Annotated in this window: 24 protein-coding genes; 14 read left to right on the top strand and 10 right to left on the bottom strand. The window is 36.2% G+C overall.

The features are described from left to right. Position 1: 1 nt before the first annotated feature. Positions 2 to 226 (bottom strand): hypothetical protein, encoded by a 225-nt coding sequence (locus SUSAZ_04860; protein AHC51365.1) that lies wholly within the window; start codon positions 224 to 226, stop codon positions 2 to 4. Positions 227 to 355: 129 nt separating this feature from the next. Here SUSAZ_04860 and SUSAZ_04855 point away from each other — a divergent pair, with 129 nt between their 5' ends. The 3 genes from SUSAZ_04855 (at position 356) to SUSAZ_04845 (ending at position 1,943) form a co-directional block, all read left to right on the top strand. Beyond that, on the top strand, positions 356 to 775 hold the full coding sequence (locus SUSAZ_04855; protein ID AHC52474.1) for a hypothetical protein: 420 nt from the start codon (positions 356 to 358) through the stop codon (positions 773 to 775). 108 nt (positions 776 to 883) lie between these two features. After that, on the top strand, positions 884 to 1,540 hold the full coding sequence (locus SUSAZ_04850; GenBank protein ID AHC51364.1) for a hypothetical protein: 657 nt from the start codon (positions 884 to 886) through the stop codon (positions 1,538 to 1,540). Positions 1,541 to 1,778: 238 nt separating this feature from the next. After that, positions 1,779 to 1,943 (top strand): hypothetical protein, encoded by a 165-nt coding sequence (locus tag SUSAZ_04845; protein ID AHC52473.1) that lies wholly within the window; start codon positions 1,779 to 1,781, stop codon positions 1,941 to 1,943. Between the two features lie 30 nt (positions 1,944 to 1,973). On the opposite strand, the gene SUSAZ_04840 is transcribed toward SUSAZ_04845, so the two are convergent. Continuing rightward, complete coding sequence (locus SUSAZ_04840) at positions 1,974 to 3,305, bottom strand: MFS transporter (protein AHC51363.1); 1,332 nt, start codon at positions 3,303 to 3,305, stop codon at positions 1,974 to 1,976. Between the two features lie 120 nt (positions 3,306 to 3,425). Between SUSAZ_04840 and SUSAZ_04835 the strand changes: the two genes are divergently transcribed. From SUSAZ_04835 to SUSAZ_04825, 3 genes are read left to right on the top strand one after another with little or no spacing between them, the layout of a single operon-like run. After that, entirely contained in the window at positions 3,426 to 4,796 is a 1,371-nt protein-coding gene (locus SUSAZ_04835; protein AHC51362.1) for a hypothetical protein, read from the top strand. Continuing rightward, positions 4,793 to 5,896 (top strand): Fmu (Sun) domain-containing protein, encoded by a 1,104-nt coding sequence (locus SUSAZ_04830; GenBank protein AHC51361.1) that lies wholly within the window; start codon positions 4,793 to 4,795, stop codon positions 5,894 to 5,896. Before SUSAZ_04835 ends, SUSAZ_04830 begins: the two co-directional genes overlap by 4 nt. After that, positions 5,893 to 7,794: a hypothetical protein gene (locus SUSAZ_04825; GenBank protein ID AHC52472.1), complete on the top strand. Its 1,902-nt coding sequence runs from the start codon at positions 5,893 to 5,895 to the stop codon at positions 7,792 to 7,794. The genes SUSAZ_04830 and SUSAZ_04825 overlap by 4 nt, the downstream gene beginning before the upstream one ends. A gap of 47 nt (positions 7,795 to 7,841) precedes the next feature. Here the strand turns inward: SUSAZ_04825 and SUSAZ_04820 are convergent, their stop codons facing one another. Together SUSAZ_04820 and SUSAZ_04815 are read right to left on the bottom strand one after the other, a co-directional pair. Continuing rightward, the gene (locus tag SUSAZ_04820; GenBank protein ID AHC52471.1) at positions 7,842 to 8,153 is read right to left on the bottom strand and encodes a hypothetical protein; all 312 of its coding nucleotides are present in this window, start codon (positions 8,151 to 8,153) and stop codon (positions 7,842 to 7,844) included. 18 nt (positions 8,154 to 8,171) lie between these two features. Beyond that, the gene (locus tag SUSAZ_04815; protein ID AHC52470.1) at positions 8,172 to 9,017 is read right to left on the bottom strand and encodes a hypothetical protein; all 846 of its coding nucleotides are present in this window, start codon (positions 9,015 to 9,017) and stop codon (positions 8,172 to 8,174) included. A gap of 241 nt (positions 9,018 to 9,258) precedes the next feature. On the opposite strand from SUSAZ_04815, the gene SUSAZ_04810 reads away from it, so the two are divergent. The 7 genes from SUSAZ_04810 (at position 9,259) to SUSAZ_04780 (ending at position 18,389) form a co-directional block, all read left to right on the top strand. Further along, positions 9,259 to 11,862 (top strand): ABC transporter substrate-binding protein, encoded by a 2,604-nt coding sequence (locus tag SUSAZ_04810; GenBank protein ID AHC51360.1) that lies wholly within the window; start codon positions 9,259 to 9,261, stop codon positions 11,860 to 11,862. A gap of 68 nt (positions 11,863 to 11,930) precedes the next feature. Then, positions 11,931 to 12,986: a peptide ABC transporter permease gene (locus SUSAZ_04805; GenBank protein AHC51359.1), complete on the top strand. Its 1,056-nt coding sequence runs from the start codon at positions 11,931 to 11,933 to the stop codon at positions 12,984 to 12,986. Between the two features lie 10 nt (positions 12,987 to 12,996). Further along, positions 12,997 to 13,875, top strand: coding sequence for a peptide ABC transporter permease (locus tag SUSAZ_04800; protein ID AHC51358.1), 879 nt, complete (start codon positions 12,997 to 12,999; stop codon positions 13,873 to 13,875). Continuing rightward, positions 13,872 to 15,230, top strand: coding sequence for an ABC transporter (locus SUSAZ_04795; GenBank protein ID AHC51357.1), 1,359 nt, complete (start codon positions 13,872 to 13,874; stop codon positions 15,228 to 15,230). Before SUSAZ_04800 ends, SUSAZ_04795 begins: the two co-directional genes overlap by 4 nt. Next, the gene (locus SUSAZ_04790; GenBank protein AHC51356.1) at positions 15,227 to 16,486 is read left to right on the top strand and encodes an ABC transporter; all 1,260 of its coding nucleotides are present in this window, start codon (positions 15,227 to 15,229) and stop codon (positions 16,484 to 16,486) included. The genes SUSAZ_04795 and SUSAZ_04790 overlap by 4 nt, the downstream gene beginning before the upstream one ends. A gap of 119 nt (positions 16,487 to 16,605) precedes the next feature. Beyond that, positions 16,606 to 17,805: an acyl-CoA dehydrogenase gene (locus tag SUSAZ_04785; GenBank protein AHC51355.1), complete on the top strand. Its 1,200-nt coding sequence runs from the start codon at positions 16,606 to 16,608 to the stop codon at positions 17,803 to 17,805. A gap of 137 nt (positions 17,806 to 17,942) precedes the next feature. Beyond that, positions 17,943 to 18,389, top strand: coding sequence for an HIT family hydrolase (locus tag SUSAZ_04780; protein ID AHC51354.1), 447 nt, complete (start codon positions 17,943 to 17,945; stop codon positions 18,387 to 18,389). Between the two features lie 76 nt (positions 18,390 to 18,465). Here the strand turns inward: SUSAZ_04780 and SUSAZ_04775 are convergent, their stop codons facing one another. From SUSAZ_04775 to SUSAZ_04755, 5 genes are all read right to left on the bottom strand, one after another. Further along, a complete protein-coding gene (locus SUSAZ_04775) occupies positions 18,466 to 18,870 on the bottom strand; it encodes a hypothetical protein (GenBank protein ID AHC51353.1) in 405 nt (134 codons plus the stop codon). Then, entirely contained in the window at positions 18,867 to 19,373 is a 507-nt protein-coding gene (locus SUSAZ_04770; protein AHC51352.1) for a methyltransferase type 11, read from the bottom strand. The genes SUSAZ_04775 and SUSAZ_04770 overlap by 4 nt, the downstream gene beginning before the upstream one ends. Positions 19,374 to 19,490: 117 nt before the next feature. Next, positions 19,491 to 19,922: a hypothetical protein gene (locus SUSAZ_04765; GenBank protein AHC51351.1), complete on the bottom strand. Its 432-nt coding sequence runs from the start codon at positions 19,920 to 19,922 to the stop codon at positions 19,491 to 19,493. Then, the gene (locus tag SUSAZ_04760) at positions 19,919 to 21,208 is read right to left on the bottom strand and encodes a 4-aminobutyrate aminotransferase (GenBank protein ID AHC51350.1); all 1,290 of its coding nucleotides are present in this window, start codon (positions 21,206 to 21,208) and stop codon (positions 19,919 to 19,921) included. The genes SUSAZ_04765 and SUSAZ_04760 overlap by 4 nt, the downstream gene beginning before the upstream one ends. A 260-nt stretch (positions 21,209 to 21,468) precedes the next feature. Then, complete coding sequence (locus SUSAZ_04755) at positions 21,469 to 22,374, bottom strand: ABC transporter ATP-binding protein (GenBank protein ID AHC51349.1); 906 nt, start codon at positions 22,372 to 22,374, stop codon at positions 21,469 to 21,471. Between the two features lie 216 nt (positions 22,375 to 22,590). Between SUSAZ_04755 and SUSAZ_04750 the strand changes: the two genes are divergently transcribed. Beyond that, positions 22,591 to 23,040 carry a hypothetical protein gene (locus SUSAZ_04750; GenBank protein AHC52469.1) on the top strand — a complete coding sequence of 150 codons (450 nt, stop codon included), beginning with the start codon at positions 22,591 to 22,593 and terminating at the stop codon, positions 23,038 to 23,040. An 81-nt stretch (positions 23,041 to 23,121) separates the two neighbouring features. On the opposite strand, the gene SUSAZ_04745 is transcribed toward SUSAZ_04750, so the two are convergent. Next, positions 23,122 to 23,742, bottom strand: a complete 621-nt coding sequence (locus tag SUSAZ_04745; GenBank protein AHC51348.1) for a UDP-diphosphatase — start codon at positions 23,740 to 23,742, stop codon at positions 23,122 to 23,124. Between the last annotated feature and the right edge of the window lie 54 nt (positions 23,743 to 23,796).

Raw genomic sequence — 23,796 nt, 5'->3', positions numbered from 1 at the left:
CTTAACGCCTCCACCACGTCTCATTATCCTTTCTAATTTCTATTACTCTATGAAGAGGAATTATAGTATCATCTTTTAGATAAATGTAATTATTATCTACAGTTAATATGTCAGAAAATGGAACCTCTATTGAACCCTTCTTTCTGTCCCTCAAGATTAGCCTGAACCTACCTAGAGAACTACTTTCTGTCCAAAAAACCTTATTTATTGCATCTTTTATCCTCATCTTAACTCTCTTTATAGTGCTATATAGTGATATATAAACTCAATATAGTAAATGATAATATATAGCTAGTCTATATTCATATTTTCCCGTCGAAAAGATTAAAATATTGGTTTCCTATTATCTTTTATTATGGATGATAATAATAATAACAACAAAATTGCGTTTATAACTAAGGACAAGAAATTTGTAATAGACGGATCTAAGATAAAGGAGGTCAAAAAAATTCCAGAAGGGTACAAGATTAATTTTGCAAAACCTATGTTAGTTTTCAGACTAGATGGAGTTGATCTTTCTCAGTTTATTGAAAGTTGTGGAAGTGTACTAGTTGGGAGAATCACCATAGAAGGACTGGTAAAGAAGATTGATTACGAGAATTTTCTATTATATGTTGACCATAATAAAAAAGACATTATGGTTTTCGTAAATGGAGAGGTTCATAGCCTATCGTATAATAAATTACCATTTTTAAGGTATGTATTAGGTAGTTTACATTCAGGTATATTATTAGAAAGTGCAAGTTTCAATGAAATTCAGATGTACTCTTGCTAATTTTATTATTTAGGATCGCAGAAATTTAGACGTACGAGCGTGGAGTATTGACTATTTGATGAAGGCATGACTCAAAAATTATTATTTAGTACGCAAAGGGAACAGATAATGAGAAAACTTTCACTTGAGGAATATCTAATCAAATATTTACCTAGGCTTGAAGTAAATGAAACCTATCTGTTTTACCTGATATCTCGAGAGAGAGGTATCAAGGAAAAAATAGGCGTAAATATAGATAAAGTATTGTTTAGGCTAAAGTCAAAGGATCCGTTAAAGACTGTGAGTATTTTATCCGCAATACGAGATAATGTTGAGTTTCAGGTAAGGGGAGTTAAGATAGATAAGGATTGGATTAAAATAATGCATGTACTTAATCCCATAAATATGAAGAAAGCGTCAAGAAACACTGTCAGTAGATATGTAAGTAATTGTGATAAAGAGGATGATATAGAGAAAATATATTATTCAGAATTAGCTAAGAACGTCGATTTCAGGATGTTCATGCTTGATATAGACTCTAAAAATCCATCAATAATTCAACAACTTTCAGGAATAAAGGCTAGACTTGTTGTTATAACCAAAAGGGGATTTCACATCCACGTGTGGAAAGATGATTTAGATAATCCGAAAATACTATTTAACTTGAAGGATGTGGAGATTAAGACTAGAAACGCATTAGAGTATGTACCGTTTATAAGTCAGGGAGGCTTCACCCCTGAGGCTTATGAGCTAGACGATGCAATAGAAGTCATGAATTTGATTTAGAGAATCAAGTTCGAAGTTTGTAATAATATGTACTACCTTTTTAGGAGTATCGGTTATGGTATTACGTTAATGCATACTTATTTAACGTTTTTAAATAATCCTGGGATAACGTTAGTTTAGTGGCGAGAAATGAAAGTAAATTTTACAAAAAAGTTATTACCCCATCATATACATTTTCGAATTTTTTATGAATTTACGATAGTTAACTCCTTATAATATTTTCAACATCTATTTAATTATGAAAGTAGAAGTTACTTTGAACCTTGATGACGAGATAGAAAGAAAGGTCGAAATTTACGCGTTAAGTGAAGGGATAAGCTTTGATGAGGCAATGGAGGAGATAATAAGAACTTTATTATACGACGAAATAGTAGGGAAACTAGCCTCATCAACACAGTCTTGAGAGGGAATTTACAGTTCCTCTCTAAAGAGATTAAGTAATTTTAGCTTCTCTTCCTTCAGAGACAAAATCTAATTCTCTGCTCCTTGTCTCAGGTACAAAGAACATAACTATCAAACTCGAAACAAATGCTACAGAGGCGTAAATTCCTACCATTACTCCTAATCCTACTATGTTGACCAGGGAAGGAAATAACGATATTACTGTAGCAGATGCAGCTCTGTCTACAGCTACACTTATAGCTTGGGAAGTTGCCCTCACTTTAGTAAAGGATAATTCAGGAGCTATCATGCCTGAGCCAATTATTGATGCTGGACCTATTGCTGAAAATAGATAGTTAAGCATGTAAAACGAAAAACCTAAAACAGCACCTGTTCCCTCTAATGTACTCGTCTTAGACAAACCAAATATAAATGGGTCAATCAACAAAAGTGAGTACATCACTAACCACAATGCGACGCCGGCATAACCTAAAACTATGAGCTTCCTCCTACCTATTTTATCCACTAGGAAGATGCAAATTAATTGTCCAGGTATTCCGGCGAAGAATTGGGCGACATAAGTGAACATAATTGGCGATAAGCCCAGGTTTTTGGCTATTGTAATTGGACCATATATTGCAAAGGTGGATGAGTAAATGTCATACAGAACCCAAAGAATTGCTGCAATAATAATGAATCTCATTGACTTTATTAATCTCATTAGGAAGGAAGATTCATCAACGTTAACCTTCACATCCACTCCATCAAATTTCAATCTATTCAGTTCGTTACTATCTGGTTTTACCTTGGTGAGAAATAGTAAAGTCTCGCTCAATTTTCTTCTAGCTAAGATTACACTAAGGGCAGGAATTGCACCCAAACCTAACACTAATCTCCAGCCGAGAGAAGACGGTAAGAGATAAGAGAGTTGAGTTACAAAAGCCGCAGCTACTGCACCTAAACCCCACATTACGGCAAATGTTATGACCATTGCTTTTCCTCTTTTGTCTTTATCTGCATTTTCAGCTACAATAACAGGAGATAACACATAATCTGCACCAATCCCCATTCCTAGCAATAACCTTGATAAGAATAACTCTGTGTAGTTCTGAGAGAATGCCTGCAAAATAGCTCCTATTGTCATTAAAGTCACATCAATTCCATACATCCTTTTTCTTCCCTGAAAGTCGGAAATTAGTCCAAATATCAATGCAGATATGGCTGCACCAAAATAACTTCCAGCTACGAGTAAACCAGACGTTACATTATTCAGCTGAATGAAATTTGATATGGAATATATTACCAAGGAAAGTGAGTAAAGATTATAACCATCAGTGAATACTCCCATACCGGCTATTAAGACGCTCCGCCAAGTGAGCTTCATAACAATTAGTAAATACTCATTGTTTAAAACTTTAATCTCTAAAAATCATAACTGTAGAATCAACAGGATTATTAATTAGCACCATAAAAATTACCTGTGCTAATCAAAAAGCCGGTTAGAATGATCTCCGGAGTAACAATAGTGTCAGTAATGACACATCCCCATAGATGCCCTCATGGAAAATGTATATTCTGCCCAGGAGGTGTTGAGTACGGTACACCACAGAGCTATTATGGAAATGAACCTACATTGATGAGGGCAATAGAGAACAATTATGAACCGTTTTACCAAGTCCAATCTCGCCTCAGGCAATATGAGGCTAATGGTCACAACCCAAGCAAGATCGAACTTATAATCATGGGAGGAACATTTCTTGCTACTCCCATAGATTATCAAGATTGGTTTGTTACTCAAGCCCTAGAGGCTATGAATAGATACCCCTCTAGCCAAAAACCAGGTTTTACGTTCTTAGAGGATGCGCAACTGAGAAACGAGACTGCCTCAATAAGATGTGTTGGATTAACTGTTGAAACTAAACCAGACTGGAGTAAAGAGGTTCATGCGAAGCAAATGCTTAGACTTGGGGTAACAAAAGTTGAATTGGGAGTTCAAACAGTATACGACGATCTGTTGACTCGGAGCAACAGGGGTCACACGGTTAAAGACTCAATAGAAGCTACTAAAATTCTAAAAGACAATGGATTTAAAGTAGTATATCACATGATGCTTGGCTTGCCCGGTAGTGACCCTGATAAGGATCTAGAGTCTTTCAAGAGAATATTTTCTGATCCCGATTTTTCACCAGATATGTTGAAGATATATCCAACTCTAGTAGTGGAGACTGCCCCATTAGCTGAACTGTGGAAGAGGGGTCTTTACAAACCCTATGATACTGAAACACTAATTGAACTTATTTCTGAAATCTATAAGTTGATACCACCTTGGGTGAGAGTAATGAGAGTCCAGAGAGACATACCGGCTACCATTATTATTGATGGTAATAAGAAAGGGAACCTCAGAGAACTAGTTGAGAATAGGGCAAAACAGAAGGGCATTAAAATCAATGAAATAAGACACAGAGAAGTGGGAATAAAATGGATACATACAGGAAAGTTACCCACTGGTGAACCAAAATTAAAGAGATATGAGTATGAAGCCAGTGGAGGTATAGAGGTGTTCTTATCTTACGAATATGACGACGATACACTGGTGGGCTATCTCAGGTTAAGAAAGCCAAGTAATAGAGATGACGTCACTATAGTGAGGGAGTTACATATCTACGGACCAGAAACTCCAGTGGGACTTTGGGATGATTTTTCCTTCCAACATAAGGGATATGGAGGAAGACTATTAGCAGAGGCTGAAAGAATATCAGCAGAGGAATTTGATGTGAAAAAGATTCTAGTACTTTCAGGGATTGGTGTTAGAGAATATTACAGAAAGAAGGGATATCACAACGAATATCCTTACGTTGCAAAGGATTTAAAATGAGTGAAGTACAGCTTTTTTCCACTGCTATTAAGCTCATAATTGAAAGAAAGACGTCTCCTGAAAAGGCTTTCGATATAGCTGTAAAAAGTCTAAACCATAAAGTAAATAGGAGGAAACTATTTAACAAATTCTTAAGAGTTCTATGGAACTACTATTATGCGACCTTTCTATACCCTGAAAGGGATATTGAAGACATCATAAGTGTCTCCTTGAATTCAGACTTTCCATTTAAGCCTCCAAAATGGGCTGAGGAAAGACTACAATCAATAATGGGGGACTTAAATGTGAGGACGCGACAGCAATGGATAAGGGTAAATACACTTAAAGCTGATGTGGAAGATGTGAGGAGGAAACTGGAGAGGAAGGGGGTTGTACTTCAAAAAGATTCGTTTGAATTTTTATTTAGAGTGATAAAGACAAAGGGAAGGATTTCAGATCTAGAGGAGTTCAAAAACGGAGAAATTTTAATTCAAGACAAAGCCAGTGTTTACAGTATTATCTTTCTAGATCCGAAACCTAATGAAAAAATACTGGAGATAGGATGCGCCCCTGGTATAAAGACATCTCTAATACAACAGATTACCAATAATAAGTCCTTGGTAATAGGGATCGACATATCCTCAAAGAGGATAAAGGTCCAGCAAGATCTAATGAATAAACTAGGTGTCGAGAATGTTGAATTAGTTATAGGTGATGGTTCAAATGTTCCCATCACTAAGGCAGACAAAGTTCTTATAGATGCACCATGTACTAATAGTGGAACGTTTGTTGCAGATCCCTCAATTTTCTTACGAATAACCAAAAAAGATTTGATGCGATTAAGCAGACTCCAAAGAAATATTCTATGGAATATAAGGAAATTCAAGGTTCCTACAGTCTTCTCCACTTGCTCATTATTTCCGGAAGAAGGCGAAAAGATAGCTGAAAAGTATGAGGCTTTTCTGACGCCCATATCCATAGATACAACTAATTACGGCTATAAGAGGAGTAAGGTGTGGAAAAGAGTAGTCAGATTTTATCCTAACATCCATGGTACAGAAGGCTTTTTCATTGCAAAATTTAATTTCTCTAAAAACATAACATTAGATGATCAGAATTGAACAGGAAATTACTAGTAAGTAGTGCAATAACTCTGGTAATACTTCCTATATTCTATTATGAGTTAAAATTTTCTCCAGCGTATGTAGGAATAATAACGTTGGGAATTATATTATCCTTTATCTCAGCCTTTATAAAAAGGGTCTCAATAATTGCCGGAATTTTCATAGTAGCAATATCACTTGTTTTCAGTGTCCAAGGTCAAACTGGTAATTACTCATTGTTCACTATTCCTTATTTAGGATTACTATTACCCTTCCTGTTAGGGTTACCTGGAATCGTCATACCTGAAGTATGGGGAATAGTCTGCATTATTGGTGGATTTATATCTTCGTTAGTATTTCCCACATTACAATTACCCATTTACCTTGCTACGTTAACGAGCTTAGCTTACTTTAACTTATCAGGAAGAGGGTATCCAACTACAATAGTAGTAAAGGGTTTACCAAAGGGAGCAGAATGGAGCATAGAAATTAATGGAACTCTTCAGAAAGAGAGGGGAAATAGGGTAACTGTGAAGGAAAAATCTGCTGATTACCTCTTGTGTCCACAATTAGTTGAAAACACTTATTATTTGCCAGATGTAGTTAGTGGGAAAATTAGGAAAGGACAAACAATTGTAATAAAATTCAAAAAGAGCGATACTATACCCTTTGACAAATACCCTCACTGTATAAGTGTGTTCAGGATATCAGGTCTACCGACAGGGATAAACTCTAAACTTAATGTTAATGGACAGGAGTATGATATAATTGAGGGACAACAGCTAGTGGTACCAGCACTAAATGAACAATATCTAAAATGGAAAGTTGAAGAGGTTGCAGTGGGAGATGTTATTTTTAAACCAGTTACAGATAGCGGGATAGCTAAGAGAGGCTCTACTGTTACTATAAATTTTAAGAGCTTATACAAGCCTACACTTAAGCAGAAGATATCTTTACCTCCACCTAATAATTGGGATCCAAGAATATGGATAAACAAAGAAATTTATGGGTATAAGGTTATAGATGTAGTAGGACAGGGAGGAAATGGATATGTAGTGAAAGCAGAGAGAGAAAGTAAATATTATGCTATAAAGATTTTGAGTCCTGAAAATTTATCTAAATCCTCTTTTGACACATTGTTTAAGGAATCTGAGAATTTAAAGGAACTATCCAAGAACGATAAAATAGTTAGTATTTATGGTATATACGCTGACAGTAATTATATTAATTCAATTATCAAAGGAAATGCCGAGGCTTATTTCAATTATCCACCGGCTATAATAATGGAGTTCATGGATGGGGGAACGATCGCTGACGTTATAAATGAAATAAGGAGTAGTCCATATTTTCAGTATATAGTGAAAGCAATAATAAGAGAAGTTGGATTAGCCTTAAAGTATTTGCACAAGAGAGGATATGTGCATTTAGACGTTAAGCCGAGAAACATATTTCTTTCTGTAAAGCCTCCAAAAGATCAGAAGTTGTTACTGGACGAGATAAATAGTAGTGGAATTATAAAACTAGGAGACTTAGGTAGTGCAGTAAGAGTAGGAGAGAAGATCTCACAAGCAACACCAGCCTATTCACCTCCAGAGCAAATAGAGGCAGTAATAACAGGAAAAGGGGCACAACCCTCCATGGATAATTATGCCCTAGGCGTCACTGCCTATTACCTACTTACCGGAAATATAAGCCCCGTCACAAAATATATAGAGAGTGCCGTTGATCTTTACCTTCAAAATAAATTAAATAGTGCACTTGCAGAGATAGACAATTCCAAGAAGGTTTTAGAAGGTTTCAAACCTTCTCTACCAATGAATACTCTTCCTGAGCTTACTAGAGTAATACAGGGAACCATATTAAATGATCCAACTAAGAGGCTGACCAGTGACGATATAGTCCAGATTCTCTCGTAAGCTAACTTAACTCTACTTTTAACTTAACATTAGTCGTTCACAATCAATTATGAGTTATCTCCCAGAATTGCCATAATTTCCTTTATGGTCTTTTCTAGTTCTTCACTACTAATTTTCTTTGCCTCAATCTTTCCATCCTTAACAATAGTTAAGGAGCCAGTTCCAATTGAATCAATGTACAAGCTTATACTATAGTCTTTTTTATTTATGTAGAGTTCCTCTTTCTCCACGTAATTATCCCTAGAATATTTTTGTATTATCTCAAAACCGTTTCTCACTCCCCTAACCTCATGAGACTCAATGTAGATATCGTCAAGAATAGATCTAACTCTCTCATGTAAACCCTTAATACTTACCATTTAACTTCTCCACGTGTACTAACTCGTAAAAGAGTTAAAAATTTCTTTCCTCAGCTTCTGAACGAAATTCGATATATCGTCAATGCTCTTGACAGGTAAGTTTAACTCCTCATTCACAGACCTTATTTGGAAGACATCTTGATTTAGCTTTCCTTCAACGACACCAGGCAAAATCAAATCATTTTTAGCCTTCCCTAGTAAGTTCACAAGTCCCTCGATAGAAAAGACTAACTCCTCCATTAATTCCTTTGGGGAGAGTAGTAGATAATGTGAAACGGTTGAGTAATTTATTCTAGACGAATATATTATATTCCCATTGAAGAGTAGGATAACTGTACCATATTCCCTGGAAACGTTTATTATAATCCTGAAGTCTTTAAAGTCCTCTACCCTAGGTAACATGCTACCGAACTTCTTCAAAAATTCTTTATATACCTCATCTTCAAATTCAAATGGTTTCTTCTCTATTATATCTTTAATAACCTTTATAGGCAAAGAATATTTTAAGGAAAGAGCATTAAAGTCAACTGGAAATATTTTCATTTCTGATAATCTGTTAAAGAGGGACTTCACATCGTTGATTATAACTCCCCATGCCCTTAACTTTACCTTGTCGTTCTCTACCTCAACCATATAACCAAGCTTTACATTTAATGGCGGGCTCACAAATAGCGACTTTATGATTTCATGTGCTTCCTGAACTTTTGTTGGTAACTTATTTACTTTCCCCTCAAATTCAGCTTTCAAACCTTGCGATATTTCTATTTTTCCTCTCACTACATTTCTCTCAAATATTGCAGTGTAATTACCTGTGAACACAATCGCTTTATCCTCATGGTTAATAATGTATGTACCACTAGCCATGGTTTTATCATAAAACACTTGTAATTAAATTTATCATTTTATTGCAGATAAGAGTTTATTTGAGTTTACAATATACCCGTACGTAGGATAGAATTTAATAAACCTTAATTTCTCTAACTTCATTTAATAAATTAATGAGATTCTATTCGTTAGAAAGTGGTTTTGATTATTAAAATTTAATCAGAAACCTTTAATTAGTAACATTTATAGCTATTAAATGATCTATTATTTTGATCTAGTCATGAAAAAAACCGGTAAAAGGTCTAAGAGAGGAATTTCTAGAACTATAATAGCAGTAATAGTAGTGGTCGTAATAATTATAGCTGCAGTAGCTGCCTATTTTCTTATGACGAGTAGATCCTCCTCTTCAATACAGGCGGTAGCACTTGCACCAACATCGTTTGTTATACTTCAAGGCACACCGGAAAATTTTACAGTTTATAATACACAGCCGAATGCGATTATTACAGTTAATTTTGGAGACGGGGTGATCAAAAACTTTACAGCTACTGGGACTTCTACTTCATTTTCATATACATATCAATATCCTGGACACTACCTTGTTCTGATTAACGAGTATGTTAACAATAAACTTGTATCAACAACAAACTCATCATTACTTCCAATTACTGTTGAAGCAAATATTCCATCTAACGAAGCAGGTATTGCATCAGTGCCTTTAATAACATTCAACACAACCAAGAATCCCACTGCACCATTCTTTAAAGCAGGGGAGACTGCATACTTCTATGCTGGATTTTTACAGCCACCAACAGGTCAAAACATGACAATCCAGTCTTATACCTGGAGCTTTGGAAATGGGCAAACTCTAACTATTAAGGCTAATAGTAGCACACTACTTCCGACAATTAATCCCGTTAACATTACATATAACTCCCCAGGCATTTATGTGGTGAAACTAACTTTAACAACTCTAAATGTGAGTTCAGGTGAAGCATATAACTTCTCCACATTATATACTGTTGCAGTAGGACCTTATGCTCAATTCAAGTTCTCAGGAAACGTACCAAACCCAGGTACTATAACAGTGGCTGAAAATGTCCCTGGTGGACCTTATTCATTCGATCCTGATATTGATTATGAGAGCGTAGGCTTCGAGGTAATTAGTAACATTATAGGTACATTATTAATATACAACGGTTCAAGCACGACAAGCTTTATTCCATTTATAGCAGCACAAATTCCAACTGTTCAGAATGGAGGTATCAATAGTAATTACACAACTTACACGTTTAAGATAAGGTCTGGACTATACTTCGCGGATGGAAGTCCAATAACAGCATACGATGTCTGGTATTCTATAGTAAGAGCCTTATTAACTGTAGGCGGTACTCCCGGTACAGGAACATGGATATTGGCACAATACTTGATACCTGGTGCTACTATTGGCGTACCAGTTGTATCAAGCTCTAATCCAACTCAAGGTTTCCAGGAGATCATGAACGCTGTAACATATGATAATGCAACTAATACAGTGACATTCCATCTTTACAAATCGACTCCCCCTAACCTATTCTTCACTGCAATAGCAGATCCATTGACTGCTGGTATATTGAGTGCAAAATGGTTAGAGAGTGTAGGTGATGGAATAACATTTACTCCTCAAGGCTTCTTAGCCTATGAGAATACTTCAATTGAGGGACACTATAACACTCAAGTAGAGAATAATCCATTGGCATCTGGTCCTTACATGATAAAGCAATATGTTCCAGGACAGTATGTTGTATTGACTCCAAATCCCTACTTCCCAGGAGTTCCTGGTATACCAAAACCGAATGATACTGTTGTAATAGAATGGGTAAAGGATCCACAAACTGCTTATAACCTTTTCACGAGCGGACAGGCTGATATTGTTACTGGTCTACCCACAAACTATTTTGCCTCATTAAAGCCTTTAGTTGCACAAGGACAAGCCTCTATATACCAGTTCCCAACTCTGTCAGAGTTCTTCTTCGTATTCAACCTCAACATATCTACAAGTGGATTAAAACAGTTAGGTCCAAACTATAATATACCTCCAAACTACTTCGCTAACTTATATGTTAGAGAAGCGTTTGCATATGCGTTTAACTACACAAACTATATAGAGAACATTTTAGGAAACGCTAAATACGGTTTTGACTTCGGAGAGCCTTACGCGGGAGTTATTATCAAAGGATTACCCTATTACACCCCACCATCAGAATTTACAGGTGTACCTACATTTAACTTGACATATGCTAAACAGCTTTTGATTCAATCAGGAGTGTATAATGAATCTGTATACTTCCCCATAATTGTACCCTCAGGAGATACAGTTGACTATGCAGGTGTACAGATGTTTGCTCAAGCCATGCAGCAAATAGACCCTAACATAAAGATAGAACCATTATACGAACCATTCTCGACAATAATAGGACTACAGGTTCCTGGACAGAACCCTATGCCCATGTATTATCTTGGATGGATTGCAGATTATCCATATCCATCTGACTTTGTTGATGCAATGTATAAAGAGAATGGAACTTATCCTGCACCAGATGGCTGGTATGTATCTTACTTACAACAATTAGGGTATACAAATGAGGCTCAAATGTACCAGCAACTTAACAACTTGATAATTCAAGCTGATAGTGCTACAAATTCTACACAAGCTGCATTATTATACAAACAAGTAGAACAGACTGCAATAAACCTCTACATGTACATATATCTTGATCAACCTAATGCGTTCTGGGTTGTAAAACCATATATGAATGGCTACAATGGACAGATATCGTATGAGGAGAATCCACAGATAGGTGGTGCTGGAGACTCACTTTACTTCTGGTGGGTAAAAGGGTAAATTGAAAGGGGGTTTAGTTAAAAGACATGAATTAATTTTTTAATCTCACACTTAAAAGGTGATTTTATATGAAATTATGGTTATTTATAGCCAAGAGAATTATTTTCGCTTTTATAGCCATAATTGGATTGACTTTTATAGTTTTCATATTGCTACACACTGCAGGTAATAACTTATTACTGTCTGAATATATTAATCCAAGATTGACAGGACCGGCAAGAGAACAAGTTATTCAGCAACTTACCCAAAGATTTCACCTTAACGATCCAATATATGTACAATACTTTTATTGGTTGGCAGCTGTATTTTCAGGTGACTTAGGGTATACGAACACTCCTATTTATAGCGGTCCAGTGTCTGGTGCTATAGCGTTGTTTTTACCTAACACTATTTTACTTACAATTATAGCGTCAATACTAATATGGATAATTGGAATTCCAATAGGTGTTAGGTCTGCTGTAAAACGTGATAGTGCGTTTGACCAGAGTGTAAGAGTTATCTCCTTCGCACTATACTCGATGCCAATCTATCTAGTTGCATTTTTATTAATTCTAGTTTTTGGCGTTTATCTAAGAGTGCTGCCTTTTGCGTTCTCTTTAAGTCCTACAATAGCCTCCAATCTCAACTGGTATGTTAATGGTATATCTTATCCTACACATATTGTAATTATTGATGCTTTAATACACGGAAATCTATCAGCTTTTGCAAACGCAATCTTACACGCAATTTTACCGGCATTAACCTTGGCGTTATCTACTATAGCAGGTGTAATGAGAATACTAAGAGCTTCCATGTTAGAGGTGTTGGATCAAGATTACATAAGGCTTGCTAGGGCGAAGGGAGCCCCTGAAAAGGTGGTGATTAACTTACACGCTAGAAGGAATGCATTGATACCAGTTTTAACTCTCTATGGATATACCGTAGCATCACTTTTAGGTGGAGCAGTTGTCATTGAGGATATATTTAGCTATCCAGGCATGGGATATTGGACTACTCAAGCTCTGCTTAACAATGACGTGGGAGGAATTATGGCTTCCACCCTCATATTTGGAATAGTATTCGTAATTGCCTCGCTACTGCTAGATATAATCTACGCACTAATTGATCCTAGAATAAGATATTAGGGTGAAGTAAATGGAAAAGAGGAGTAGTCAAATTAAACTTAGTTTAAAAATATTCTTTTCAAATCCTACTGCAGTTATTGGGCTTATAATCTTCTTAGCATATGTTATTGACGCTATTATAGTCGAAGTTAGCCCAGGATTATTAGGCATACAGAATCCCAATCAATTACAAATGAATTTCATTAATCCAGTCCCTCAGCCTCCATCTCCTCATCACCCTCTAGGTACAACATATCCAGGAATTGATTTGCTAAAGGGAATTTTAGCTGCCATAAGAATCGACTTGTACTATTCTGTAATTATCGTTATTGGAGGTGCGATAATCGGTTCCGTCATAGGAATTATCGCTGGATATAGAGGTGGAATTATGGATGACATATTAATGAGAATAACTGATATATTCTTTGCAATTCCTTACTTAGTTCTAGCATTAGCTATTGGCTTTGTCCTAGGCAGAACCACTGAAAGTATGTCAATTGCCTTAATTATTGTCTGGTGGCCCCTATATGCTAGATACGCGAGAGCACAGACACTCTCAATTAAAAAGATGCCATTTATAGATGCTGCAAAAGTCTCTAATGTAGGTTCACTAAAGATTATGTTTAAACATGTCCTACCTAATGTGCTTCCACCCATATTTGTTCAGATATCATTAGATCTAGGCTCAATAATGGTTATATTTTCGGTTTTATCTTTCATAGGTTTAATTACAAACCCCAACTTACCAGAGTTAGGTTATCTTACAAGCCTAGGATTACAATACATTCAGACTGCTCCTTGGACTGTAATATTTCCAGGATTAGCCATAACTATATTTGCGTTAGCAGTTAACTTAATGGGAGATGGGTTAAGAGATTTGTTAGACCCGAGAAGGAGGAGTAGCATATGACAAATGTGTTAACCATAAGGGAATTATATTTAAGTTTCGTGACGAGAATAGGGGTATATAATGCGTTAAACGGAGTTGACTTAGACGTTAAAGAAGGGGAAGTTCTTGGAGTAGCTGGCGAAAGCGGTTCAGGGAAATCAACATTAGCCCTAACAATCGCTGGTGTATTACCACCAAATGCATGGATAAAGAAAGGGGAAGTAAGGTTTAAGGATATAGACCTTGTCAGAGAGTTAAGAGAGGTCGGTGACAAAGGTTTTAATAAGAAGAGGAATCAGAGGGCGTTTAAAGAGCTGGATAACAGGCTTCAAGCCTTCCGAGGATCTAAGATAGCAATAGTGTTCCAAGACCCTATGACCTCTCTTAATCCTGTTTTGCAAATTGGTTACCAAATTGGAGAAACCATATACTATCACAACCCAGCCCTACTAGCCAAGAGAATATTAGCTAGAAGCAAAGTTACAAAGGATGAGCTAAGAGAGATAATAAGATTACTTGAGCAAAACAAGGAAACCTATGTGGAAAAGCTAAATGAATTTGTTAAATCTAAAGGACTAGAGGGACTAGAAGACCAGATCCTGTTTATATGGGAGAGAAATGACATTTATAAGGCTAAGAAACAAAAACTAATCTTATCCTTAGAAGGTGAAAAACTCTCAGGTTTTGTACGTAATTTCCTTGAGAACGTAGCAGAGACAAATAGGGTAAGGAATATAAGTAGAATTCCTATAATATCCAGGAGACTTAAATCCACTCTAATCAAGGAGGGATATAGAAAAGCTGTCGAGATACTCACAATGTTGAATGTACCTAATCCTGAGAAAGTAGTATACATGTATCCACATGAACTATCTGGAGGAATGAGACAAAGGGTGGCAATTGCAATTGCAATAGTCAACAACCCTGAATTGATTATTATGGACGAGCCGACAAGCGCATTGGATGTAACAGTACAAGCCCAGGTTTTAGAGCTTGTTAGGTCTCTCAAGAAGAAATATAACTCTACATTTATATTTATATCGCACGACTTATCAGTACTGTATGAAATTTCAGATAGGATAGCTGTGATGTATGCTGGTAGGGTAGTTGAAGTAGGGAATGTAGAAGACGTAGTAACCAATCCTCTACATCCTTATACGCAGTCACTACTCAGAGCTGTCCCAACTATTGATTCGCAAGAGGTATCTCCTATACCTGGAGAAGTACCAGATATGAGGACTCCTCCATCAGGATGCATGTTCCACCCAAGATGTCCATTTGTAATGGAGAAATGTAAGAACTCTGTTCCCTTAATGTATCAAGTTAGGAATGGTCATAAGGTAGCATGTTTCCTATATGGTGGTGATAACAAATGATCATGGCTGGGTATGATATTACAAAACATTTCGTTTCAGGAGGAATGTTTGAAAGGAATAAGGCTGTAGTTAAAGCCGTTCAGGACGTTTACATAAAAATCAAGGAAGAGGAAGTCATAGCATTAGTGGGAGAGAGCGGATCTGGTAAAACTACATTGGGAAGGATGTTAGTAGGGCTAGAGAACCCTACAGGCGGTAAAATACTCTTTAACGTTGAAGATAAGGTGTTAGAAGAATACGAGACAACTGACAACCAATCGAGAAAAGCAGAGATAGAAAGTATTCATGATATATTTAAAGGCAAAATAGCTAAGGAATTTAGAAGACATGTAAATATGGTTTTTCAGGATCCCTATGCCTCCCTTGATCCCAGAATGAAGATTATTGATATTATAAAAGAACCCATGATTTCCACTGGATATTTGAGAGGAGAGGAAGCTAATAAGAGAGTTCTGGAGTTATTAGAGGCTGTAGGTTTACCTAAGAGTTTTGCTGACAGATATCCCCATGAACTCTCAGGTGGACAAAGACAGAGAGTAGCAGTTGCCAGAGCAATATCCACTGATCCAAAATTTGTGGTTTTAGATGAGCCAACCAGTGCTTTAGATGTATCTACCCAAGCTCAGATACTTAATCTCCTTAGAAAATTGAAAAGAGAGCTAAAAATATCCATGTTACTGATCACTCACAATATTGCAGTTGCCTCATATCTGAGCGATAGAATATACGTGATGTATGCAGGACATATCGTTGAAACAGGTACAAAGGAACAGATAATGAAAAATCCTAAGCATCCTTATACAATCTCCCTGCTATCTGCTGTTCCAAAGGTCGGTAGTAAGATGAATAGGATTGTACTCAGAGGAGAGCCTCCAAATCTAGTTGACCTACCTAAGGGGTGTAACTTCCACCCAAGATGTCCATATGCTTTTGGTGACTGTGGATGGACTGCTGAAGAAGTGGCAATAGATCTAAAGTATCTTATAGAAAGTAAATACTACGATCTAACTGAGGGTGAAATTGTAATTGACGTAATAAGTGATAAGGAGATGAAAGTAAGAGGAATAAGTGACGAAAAGTTGAAGATGATAACCTCAAAAGAAAATGAAATTAAGAGCTTTAGTTCCATCAAAAGTATAAATGCTGACGGTTCAGGAGATGTTTCCGTAGTATTGAGAGACTATGAAGAACCTAAACTGTATAATATGAGTGATGGAAGACTTGTAAAGTGTCTCTTATTCAAAGGTAAGAATTGAAAGGATTAACGACGAAAAGTTTTTTAAAGTAATTTTTCACATCTTGATTTTGCTTTGGCTTTAAAATATCATAATTTTTACTTCTAAACATTTAAAAGTTATGACTGGATTCATTAATTATGGTGTTTCCTTTAAAGTCTCTTGAGGATCTAAAGTTAGAAATATCTCAGGATCATGAAATCTTAAGACAGACCATAAGGGAGTTCGCTGAAAAAGAGGTTTCAGGTTATGTAGATAAAGGTGAAAGTGAAAGAGATGTACCTAAAGTGTTAAAAGAGAGAGCTAAAGAATTAGGGCTTTATGGACCTGATGTTCCCACTGAACTAGGAGGTCAAGGAAGTGATTACTTATCTTTACTTGTTATTTCTGAAGAATTATCGAGAGTTTGGACATCTTTCTCCACCTTACTCCTTGTTCATTGGATGTTAAATAGAGCAATATATAAGTACGGGAAGGAAGAGGTGAAGAAAAAATATTTACCTCTTACGGCTACGGGGGAGAAAATAGGTGCATTCGCAAATACTGAACCAGAGGCTGGAACAGATGTAGCAGGTATAAGATCTACAGCAAAAAAAGTAAATGATCACTACATAATCAATGCGAGGAAAATCTTCATAACAAATGGAGATATAGCGGACTATTTCGTCTTAACTGCTAGGACGTCTCCTCCTTCTAATAGTGCAAGGTGGAAGGGGATAACCATGTTCCTTGTGGAGAAGGAATGGGGAGTTAAAACATTGAGCAGAATAGAGACAACAGGGCTAAAGGCTTCCCACACTACTGAAATAATACTTGAGGACGTAAAAGTGCCAGCTGAAAACGTTATAGGAGAAGAAGAGATGGGGTTCAAATATGCAGTAGAGTCCTTTGATTATGCTAGGACAATAGTCTCAGCTCAGGCTGTTGGAATTGGACAAAGTGCCTTTGAGAAACTTGTTAATTACTCCCTTCAGAGGAGGGCATTTGATAAACCTATAGCTGAGTTTCAGATAGTTCAGCAAAAAGTAAGCGAATCATTTGCAGATCTACTAACATCCAGGTTCCTAACGTATTGGGCAGGATCATTATATAATAAAGGTAAGAGTAATGAATATATAGTAGCAGCATCATTAGCAAAATTCTATGCCACAGAAGCTGCAGAGAAAATAGTAATGAGAGCAATGACTGCTCATGGTGGATATGGTGTATCAAATTCAGTAGGACTAGAAAGGCTATTGAGAGATTTACAGATTCTGAAAACGTATGAGGGAACTAATGACATTCAAAGAGTATCCGCGGCAAGGCAATTCTTTTACAGATTCATGGGAATTAAAATTTAGATGACCAGAGAGAAGATTAATAAACTTAAGTTCTAAATCTAGTTTTTTAGTCATCTTCGTCTAAAATTTTTCCCATAACAAAGTTTAACAAAACACAATATTTAAATTTTTAAGCTAGCTCTCAATTTATCTCGTAAATGTGTGTTTTTTGTAAAATCGTGAATGGGGAAGAAGAAGGTTATATAGTTTATAGAGATAATTATTATACAGCATTTTTAGATAAGTATCCTATTGCACCCGGTCATACACTACTGGTTACAAATGCCCACTTCGAAAATATATTAGATACGAGCGAGACTCACCTTAATGACTTAGGAAAAACAATAAAGATGTTGGCAAACTCAATAAAGCGAGCTGTAAAAGCGGATGGAATCAGAGTAGTAAGTAATGCAGGAAGAAGCGCAATGCAAATTGTCTTCCACTTTCATGTACACATAATTCCCACATGGGAAAACGGATATCCGGAGGACTTTGCTGACTTTAAACCCAGAACATTACTTCCGAGAGAATATTATGAAAAGGCACGGACATTAATATATAATGAGGTCAATAGGAGTAACCACAATAGTTATCTAATCGAGTAAAACGATACTTTTTATCTCACAGCTTTATTATAAAAAAGCGGATATGATGAGACGCCTGGATGAACGATGGATGAGTTTAACTTGAGTCCTGCGCTGAATCCACTATTCTTTTGAGAGCATTCTTAGCTCCTTGTTCAAAGTGATCTCTTATCCATCGCTCAAACAATAAATAAGGAAAGTTGAGTTTCACATTCCAGTTAGAACATAATTTTGTTTCATTGACTGAAATTTCCTGTGTACCCTCCATAGGTCCAGAAAGGTAAACTAATCTAACTAATGAGTTCTCGATTTCTATCCTAATTTTCCCTAATGCAGGAAATGCAAAATGCACAGACCCCTCATAGAAATCTCCATTTTTGACCACATTAAGTTCTTTGATTCCTCTCCAAAACTCTGTCATTCTCTTGACATCACTCGCAATCTGCCACACCCGGTTTTTAGTATCTGATGGAAAATCTTTACATACCGTAAATCTGATCATTTGACAAACACCAACCCATAATGATACCTTGAAGGAAAGAACTTATCGGTTAATTTGAATGTTTTAAAATACCTGACATAATCTTCCTCTGAAAATCTAATGTTAACAGGAGGTCCTATTTCCGTTTTCTCCTTTTTCCAGTCCACTACTACAACTTTGCCCTTGTCTTTAAGTATCCTCATAATCTCCCTCACCACTTCTTCCTTATTATCCATATCGTGAAATGAGTTAGCAAGCAACACAACGTCTATCTCTGCATCCAGTATTGAGGTTTTATCAGCTGATTCGCACAAAAATACTGCCTTAGTGTCAACTGACAACTTTGCGGCTTCAAGCGCCCCACAGTCTATGTCGACGCAATAGACCTTCTTAGCTAGTTTAACTAGTTTTTTACAGTAGAACCCGCTTCCGCAACCTAATTCAGCTACTATATCGTTTTGGCTAACATACTTAGATAGAAAATCCTCTTCGTCAGGAGGATGATAAGTATGCCTCATATTCATTACACATGATATATTTTATGTTGTGTAGGTATAAAAAAATCTCTTTTTAGATTATAAAACATCAACAAAAATATCATCACACCTAAAGGCTTACCCTATTGGCGATATTAAAACACACTAATCCTTTTTCCAATTTCTCCAATCACCAAATTTAGAGTCGTATTCGGGGCATCCTCTTCTGTAATTAAAACCGTCAATCCAGTCTACATTAACAAATTTCTCAAAGAACCATTTTTCCTCAGGCTCTCCTTTGGCGTATTGCCTCAACTGTGATATGGCTTCTCTCATCTCCTCTTCAGTGGAGAAATATAATATTATTACCCCCTTCGATAAGAGGCTAAGGGGAAAAGAGAACAAAGAGTATTTACCCACGTAGTTTTTCTCATCTAAAATTTTAAGAAACTGCTCCAAATCTACCTTGAGTGACTTTATTGGAATTCCTAGTTTAAAGCAATTTAAGGAATTTCTATGCTGAACATTATTCTCGTACGCAAACCAACACTCTCTGCATTTATCCCAGCCATTACCAAACCCATTCCATCTTATCAACCTCTCACCCTGTTTATTGCAGTTTTTAACTTTGATAATCCAATTTTAGCCTCTTCTTCACTAATAACTAAAGGAGGAATTATTCTAATTGAACTTTTCCCTGCTGATATCACTATTAAGCCTTCTTTGAATGCTTCTGTCACCACTCTATCCCTAACTTTAGGATCTGGTGTCTTATCGCTTTTTACAAACTCAATTCCCCATGCTAAGCCTAGACCTCTACAGTCATCAACCTTCATCTGACATAACTCCTCTCCAAAAATTTTGCCTACTTCGTTTACATGTGACATTAACTCCTTAATTACCTCAATGACCTTGAGACCAATAGACATGGATAGAGCATTACCTCCGAAAGTATTACTATGTATACCTTTCTTCTTAAAATCTAAATCGGAACGGAATATTGTTGCACCTACAGGAACCAGCCCTCCACCTAATGCCTTTGCCAGGGTTATAATATCAGGCTCTATATTAAAATGTTCTATAGCAAACATTTTACCTGTTCTACCTAATCCCATCTGCACCTCATCATCTATCAAGGGAATATTATACTTCTGGGCCAATTTCCTTAGCTCTACGAAAAAGTTATGAGGAGGAACAACATATCCTCCCTCTCCCTGTATTGGTTCAAATATAATTCCTGCAATTTCCTCTGGGTCTACAACGTGCTGAAATAGCCAAAAATCAATGTATTCTATTACTGCATCGATTAATTCATCAGGATTCTCATATCCATTAATTTTCCAAGGGTTCCTAAACGGATTAGGATAGGGAACATGAAAAACTCCTATTGAAAAAGGACCTGCAGAATACCTTTGTACAGGCTTGCTGGCTGTGAGAGCTAAGGAACCTAAAGTCCTGCCATGAAATGAACCTAAGAAGGCTATAAGATATTTCCTGCCCGTACCCTTGACTAATTTTATTGAGGCTTCAACGGACTCTGTCCCACTATTAGAAAAGAATACTTTTTTAGAGAAATTACCTGGAGATAGTTCAACTAGTCTTTTAGCTAATTCCATCTGGGGTATATTATAGAAATCATTAGCAGCTGCATGAGCTAATCTTGTCATTTGAATCTGGGCAACCTTTATAACGTCTGGATGAGAGGGCCAACCTAGATTATTTACCCCTATACCCGATGTGAAATCTAGATATTTGTTTCCTTCAATATCATAGACCCAAACGCCTTCTCCCCTGTCAATTACTAAAGGTTGGGATTCAGGATCTCTTGTTGTATTAGCCAGGTATTTTTCACTTTCTTCTATTACCCATCTAATCTTTTCCATACTTTTTATTTATCGCCCAAGCTTAAATTAATAGTTTTAATTTTTTCGACGAATTAACTACGATGTTAGATTTCAGAAAACGAATCTTTTGAGGTAATAAGAATCAATTTCTCGTCATGTTACAATGGATGAACATTTAAAGATGAAACTATTTTATTCGATTTCATAAAAGAAAATACTTAATTTTAGTCTATGTTTTAACTCAAATTGATTGCAAAATATTGACATTTTAAAAGTATACAGGATCACTTTTTATTTTTTCAAGCTCCTTGATTGTAAAGACCTATTATCTTAAAGAATATTTCCTCCAAGTTGTTGCTTACCTTTCCAATATCATTAACTCCATACTGTGCTAGATCTGAAAACAGACTCTGCATGTCTCCCTTGAAATCAGATATATAAAGTGTGTTTCCTTCTATTCTAGGTATACCATACTTTTCAGCTACCTTTATTACAGTATCGTCAGGTTTCTGTAATATGACCCTGACATTACTTGAGCCTGCATAATTTCTGATTTCATCTATTGTCATCTCTTTCATTATCCTACCTTTATGAATAAAGATAACCCTATCTGCTATGTTCTCTACTTCGGTTAATATATGGGATGAGAAAAGAACACCCTTTCCTTCTTTCTTAAAACGTATGGCTAAATCTCTAAAAAATGCAATACCCTGTGGGTCAAGACCATTTAAGACTTCATCGAATAAAAAGTTCTTAGGATCTGATAACATAGACACGGCAAGAGCAAACCTCTTTTTCATTCCCTGGGAGTAATTCTTCAATTTATCCTTCTCTCTCCCTTCTAACCCGACCATGCTAAACAATTCCTGCGCCTTTCTTCTCGCCTCTTCGGTACTAATACCGTAAAACCCCGCTAAATAAATGAAGTAATCTAAAGCTTTTGCGTCCTGCTCAAAAATAGGTAATTCAGGAACCCATCCTAAATTTTTTGAGGCGACCCTCTTTTCCTTTACAATACTATGTCCATCAATTTCCACATCTCCTTGATCAGGAGACCTCACACCTGATATAATCTCAATGGTCGTTGTCTTACCAGCACCGTTTAAACCTACGTATCCCACAATTTCTCCATCCTTTACCTCAAAGGAAACATCTTGTATGGCTGTAATCCTACCATATTTTTTCGAAATATTTTTAACCTTAATTGTCATTTTGAACAATGATATTAAAGAATATCGTGTATTTATGTTTATTCATTCAGTAGTCTAAAAAGTAATAATTTAAGGGAAGAGTTAATGAAATAACGTAGCCGAAGGGGAGAAAAATATTTGTATTTATTATTTAAATAAATCATGTAGGCTTTTAATTTTTAGACCTATATTCATAGATGACTTAAATAGTTGTTATGTATAAATTCTATCATGCATAGATATACTGTTATAGGAATAGGGATAATAATACTAGCTATCGTAACGTATCTACTAGTACCAGGACTATTATTTTCTAGCTTAACTACAACACAACAGGGAAAAGTAGTTGTTTTACCTGGAAACGAGTTTAATTTAACATATCCACAGAACCTTTTTGTATCTGTTTATTATTCCGCCACCCCTCCGATGAAGGTAACAATACCTTCAAATGCTACCGAGCAATCTAATGTGATAGCAATTGTAAAAAGTGGACCCGAACCCATTACGTTCTATAATAACAATACTGTAAATGCCACAGTTAACTATACACTCGTCTATGGATCTTTTACAGTAGTATTTGCAGTAGCCATAATAGGTGGATTGTTACCTATAGCATTAGGAGTTATAGGAATTGTACTAATTGTCTTAGGTGTTATAAGAGGCAGGAGAAAAGCAACATAGTCTTAACATGGTTACCAAACAAAACATGAGATAAAAGTATTAAAATAAGAAAGAGCGTTTTCTTTAACTTTCTATATGGGCTTATGCTTTCAGCATTTGCTCAATTTTCTTTATAGGTCCTGTACTTTCTATCTGAACAGATAAAAATGATATCCAACTGCCCAGCAGCCAACCTGCAATTACATCTAATGGCCAATGCACTCCCACATAAACTCTAGAGTAAGAAACAAGTACTGCCTCTATTATACCAAGTATCCACATCCACCTTGGAGATGTTAAGAGCAGTGTAACAGCACCTGTACTAACTATGAGTGCATGTCCAGATGGATAACTGTAATCTGTAGGCTTTGGCTCAAGAAGGTACGTGGGATTTATAAAATTGAATGGTCTCAATTGCGCCATCAAATATTTACTTACCTCCCCTAAAATTATTGCAATTACAAAGGATATTACCAGTGTAATTCCAATTTTTCTAGTCCTCTTGAATATGAGTAGTAATGCAGTAACTGGAATCCAGACATACTCTCTACCGTATTTACTTAAGAACACCATGAGACCATTAAGTGCACTTATTTGATTGTAGTTAATAAGCTTGAACAGTTCTACATTAAACCCTATGTTCTGCTCTCCCCCAATTAGTTTAATGTATATTGAAAGAATTAGAAATAGAAGCAATAAAATCCAGTAATAATATTTGCGCATCAACCTCTAATAAAATAAAGGATATAAAAATCTTTAGGAAATCCTAACCATGAA

This window comes from Sulfolobus acidocaldarius SUSAZ (genome assembly GCA_000508305.1).
Lineage (GTDB): Archaea > Thermoproteota > Thermoprotei_A > Sulfolobales > Sulfolobaceae > Sulfolobus > Sulfolobus acidocaldarius_A.
The sequence above is the reverse complement of the archived record's forward strand: the minus strand, read 5'-3'. Positions and strand labels throughout refer to the sequence as shown.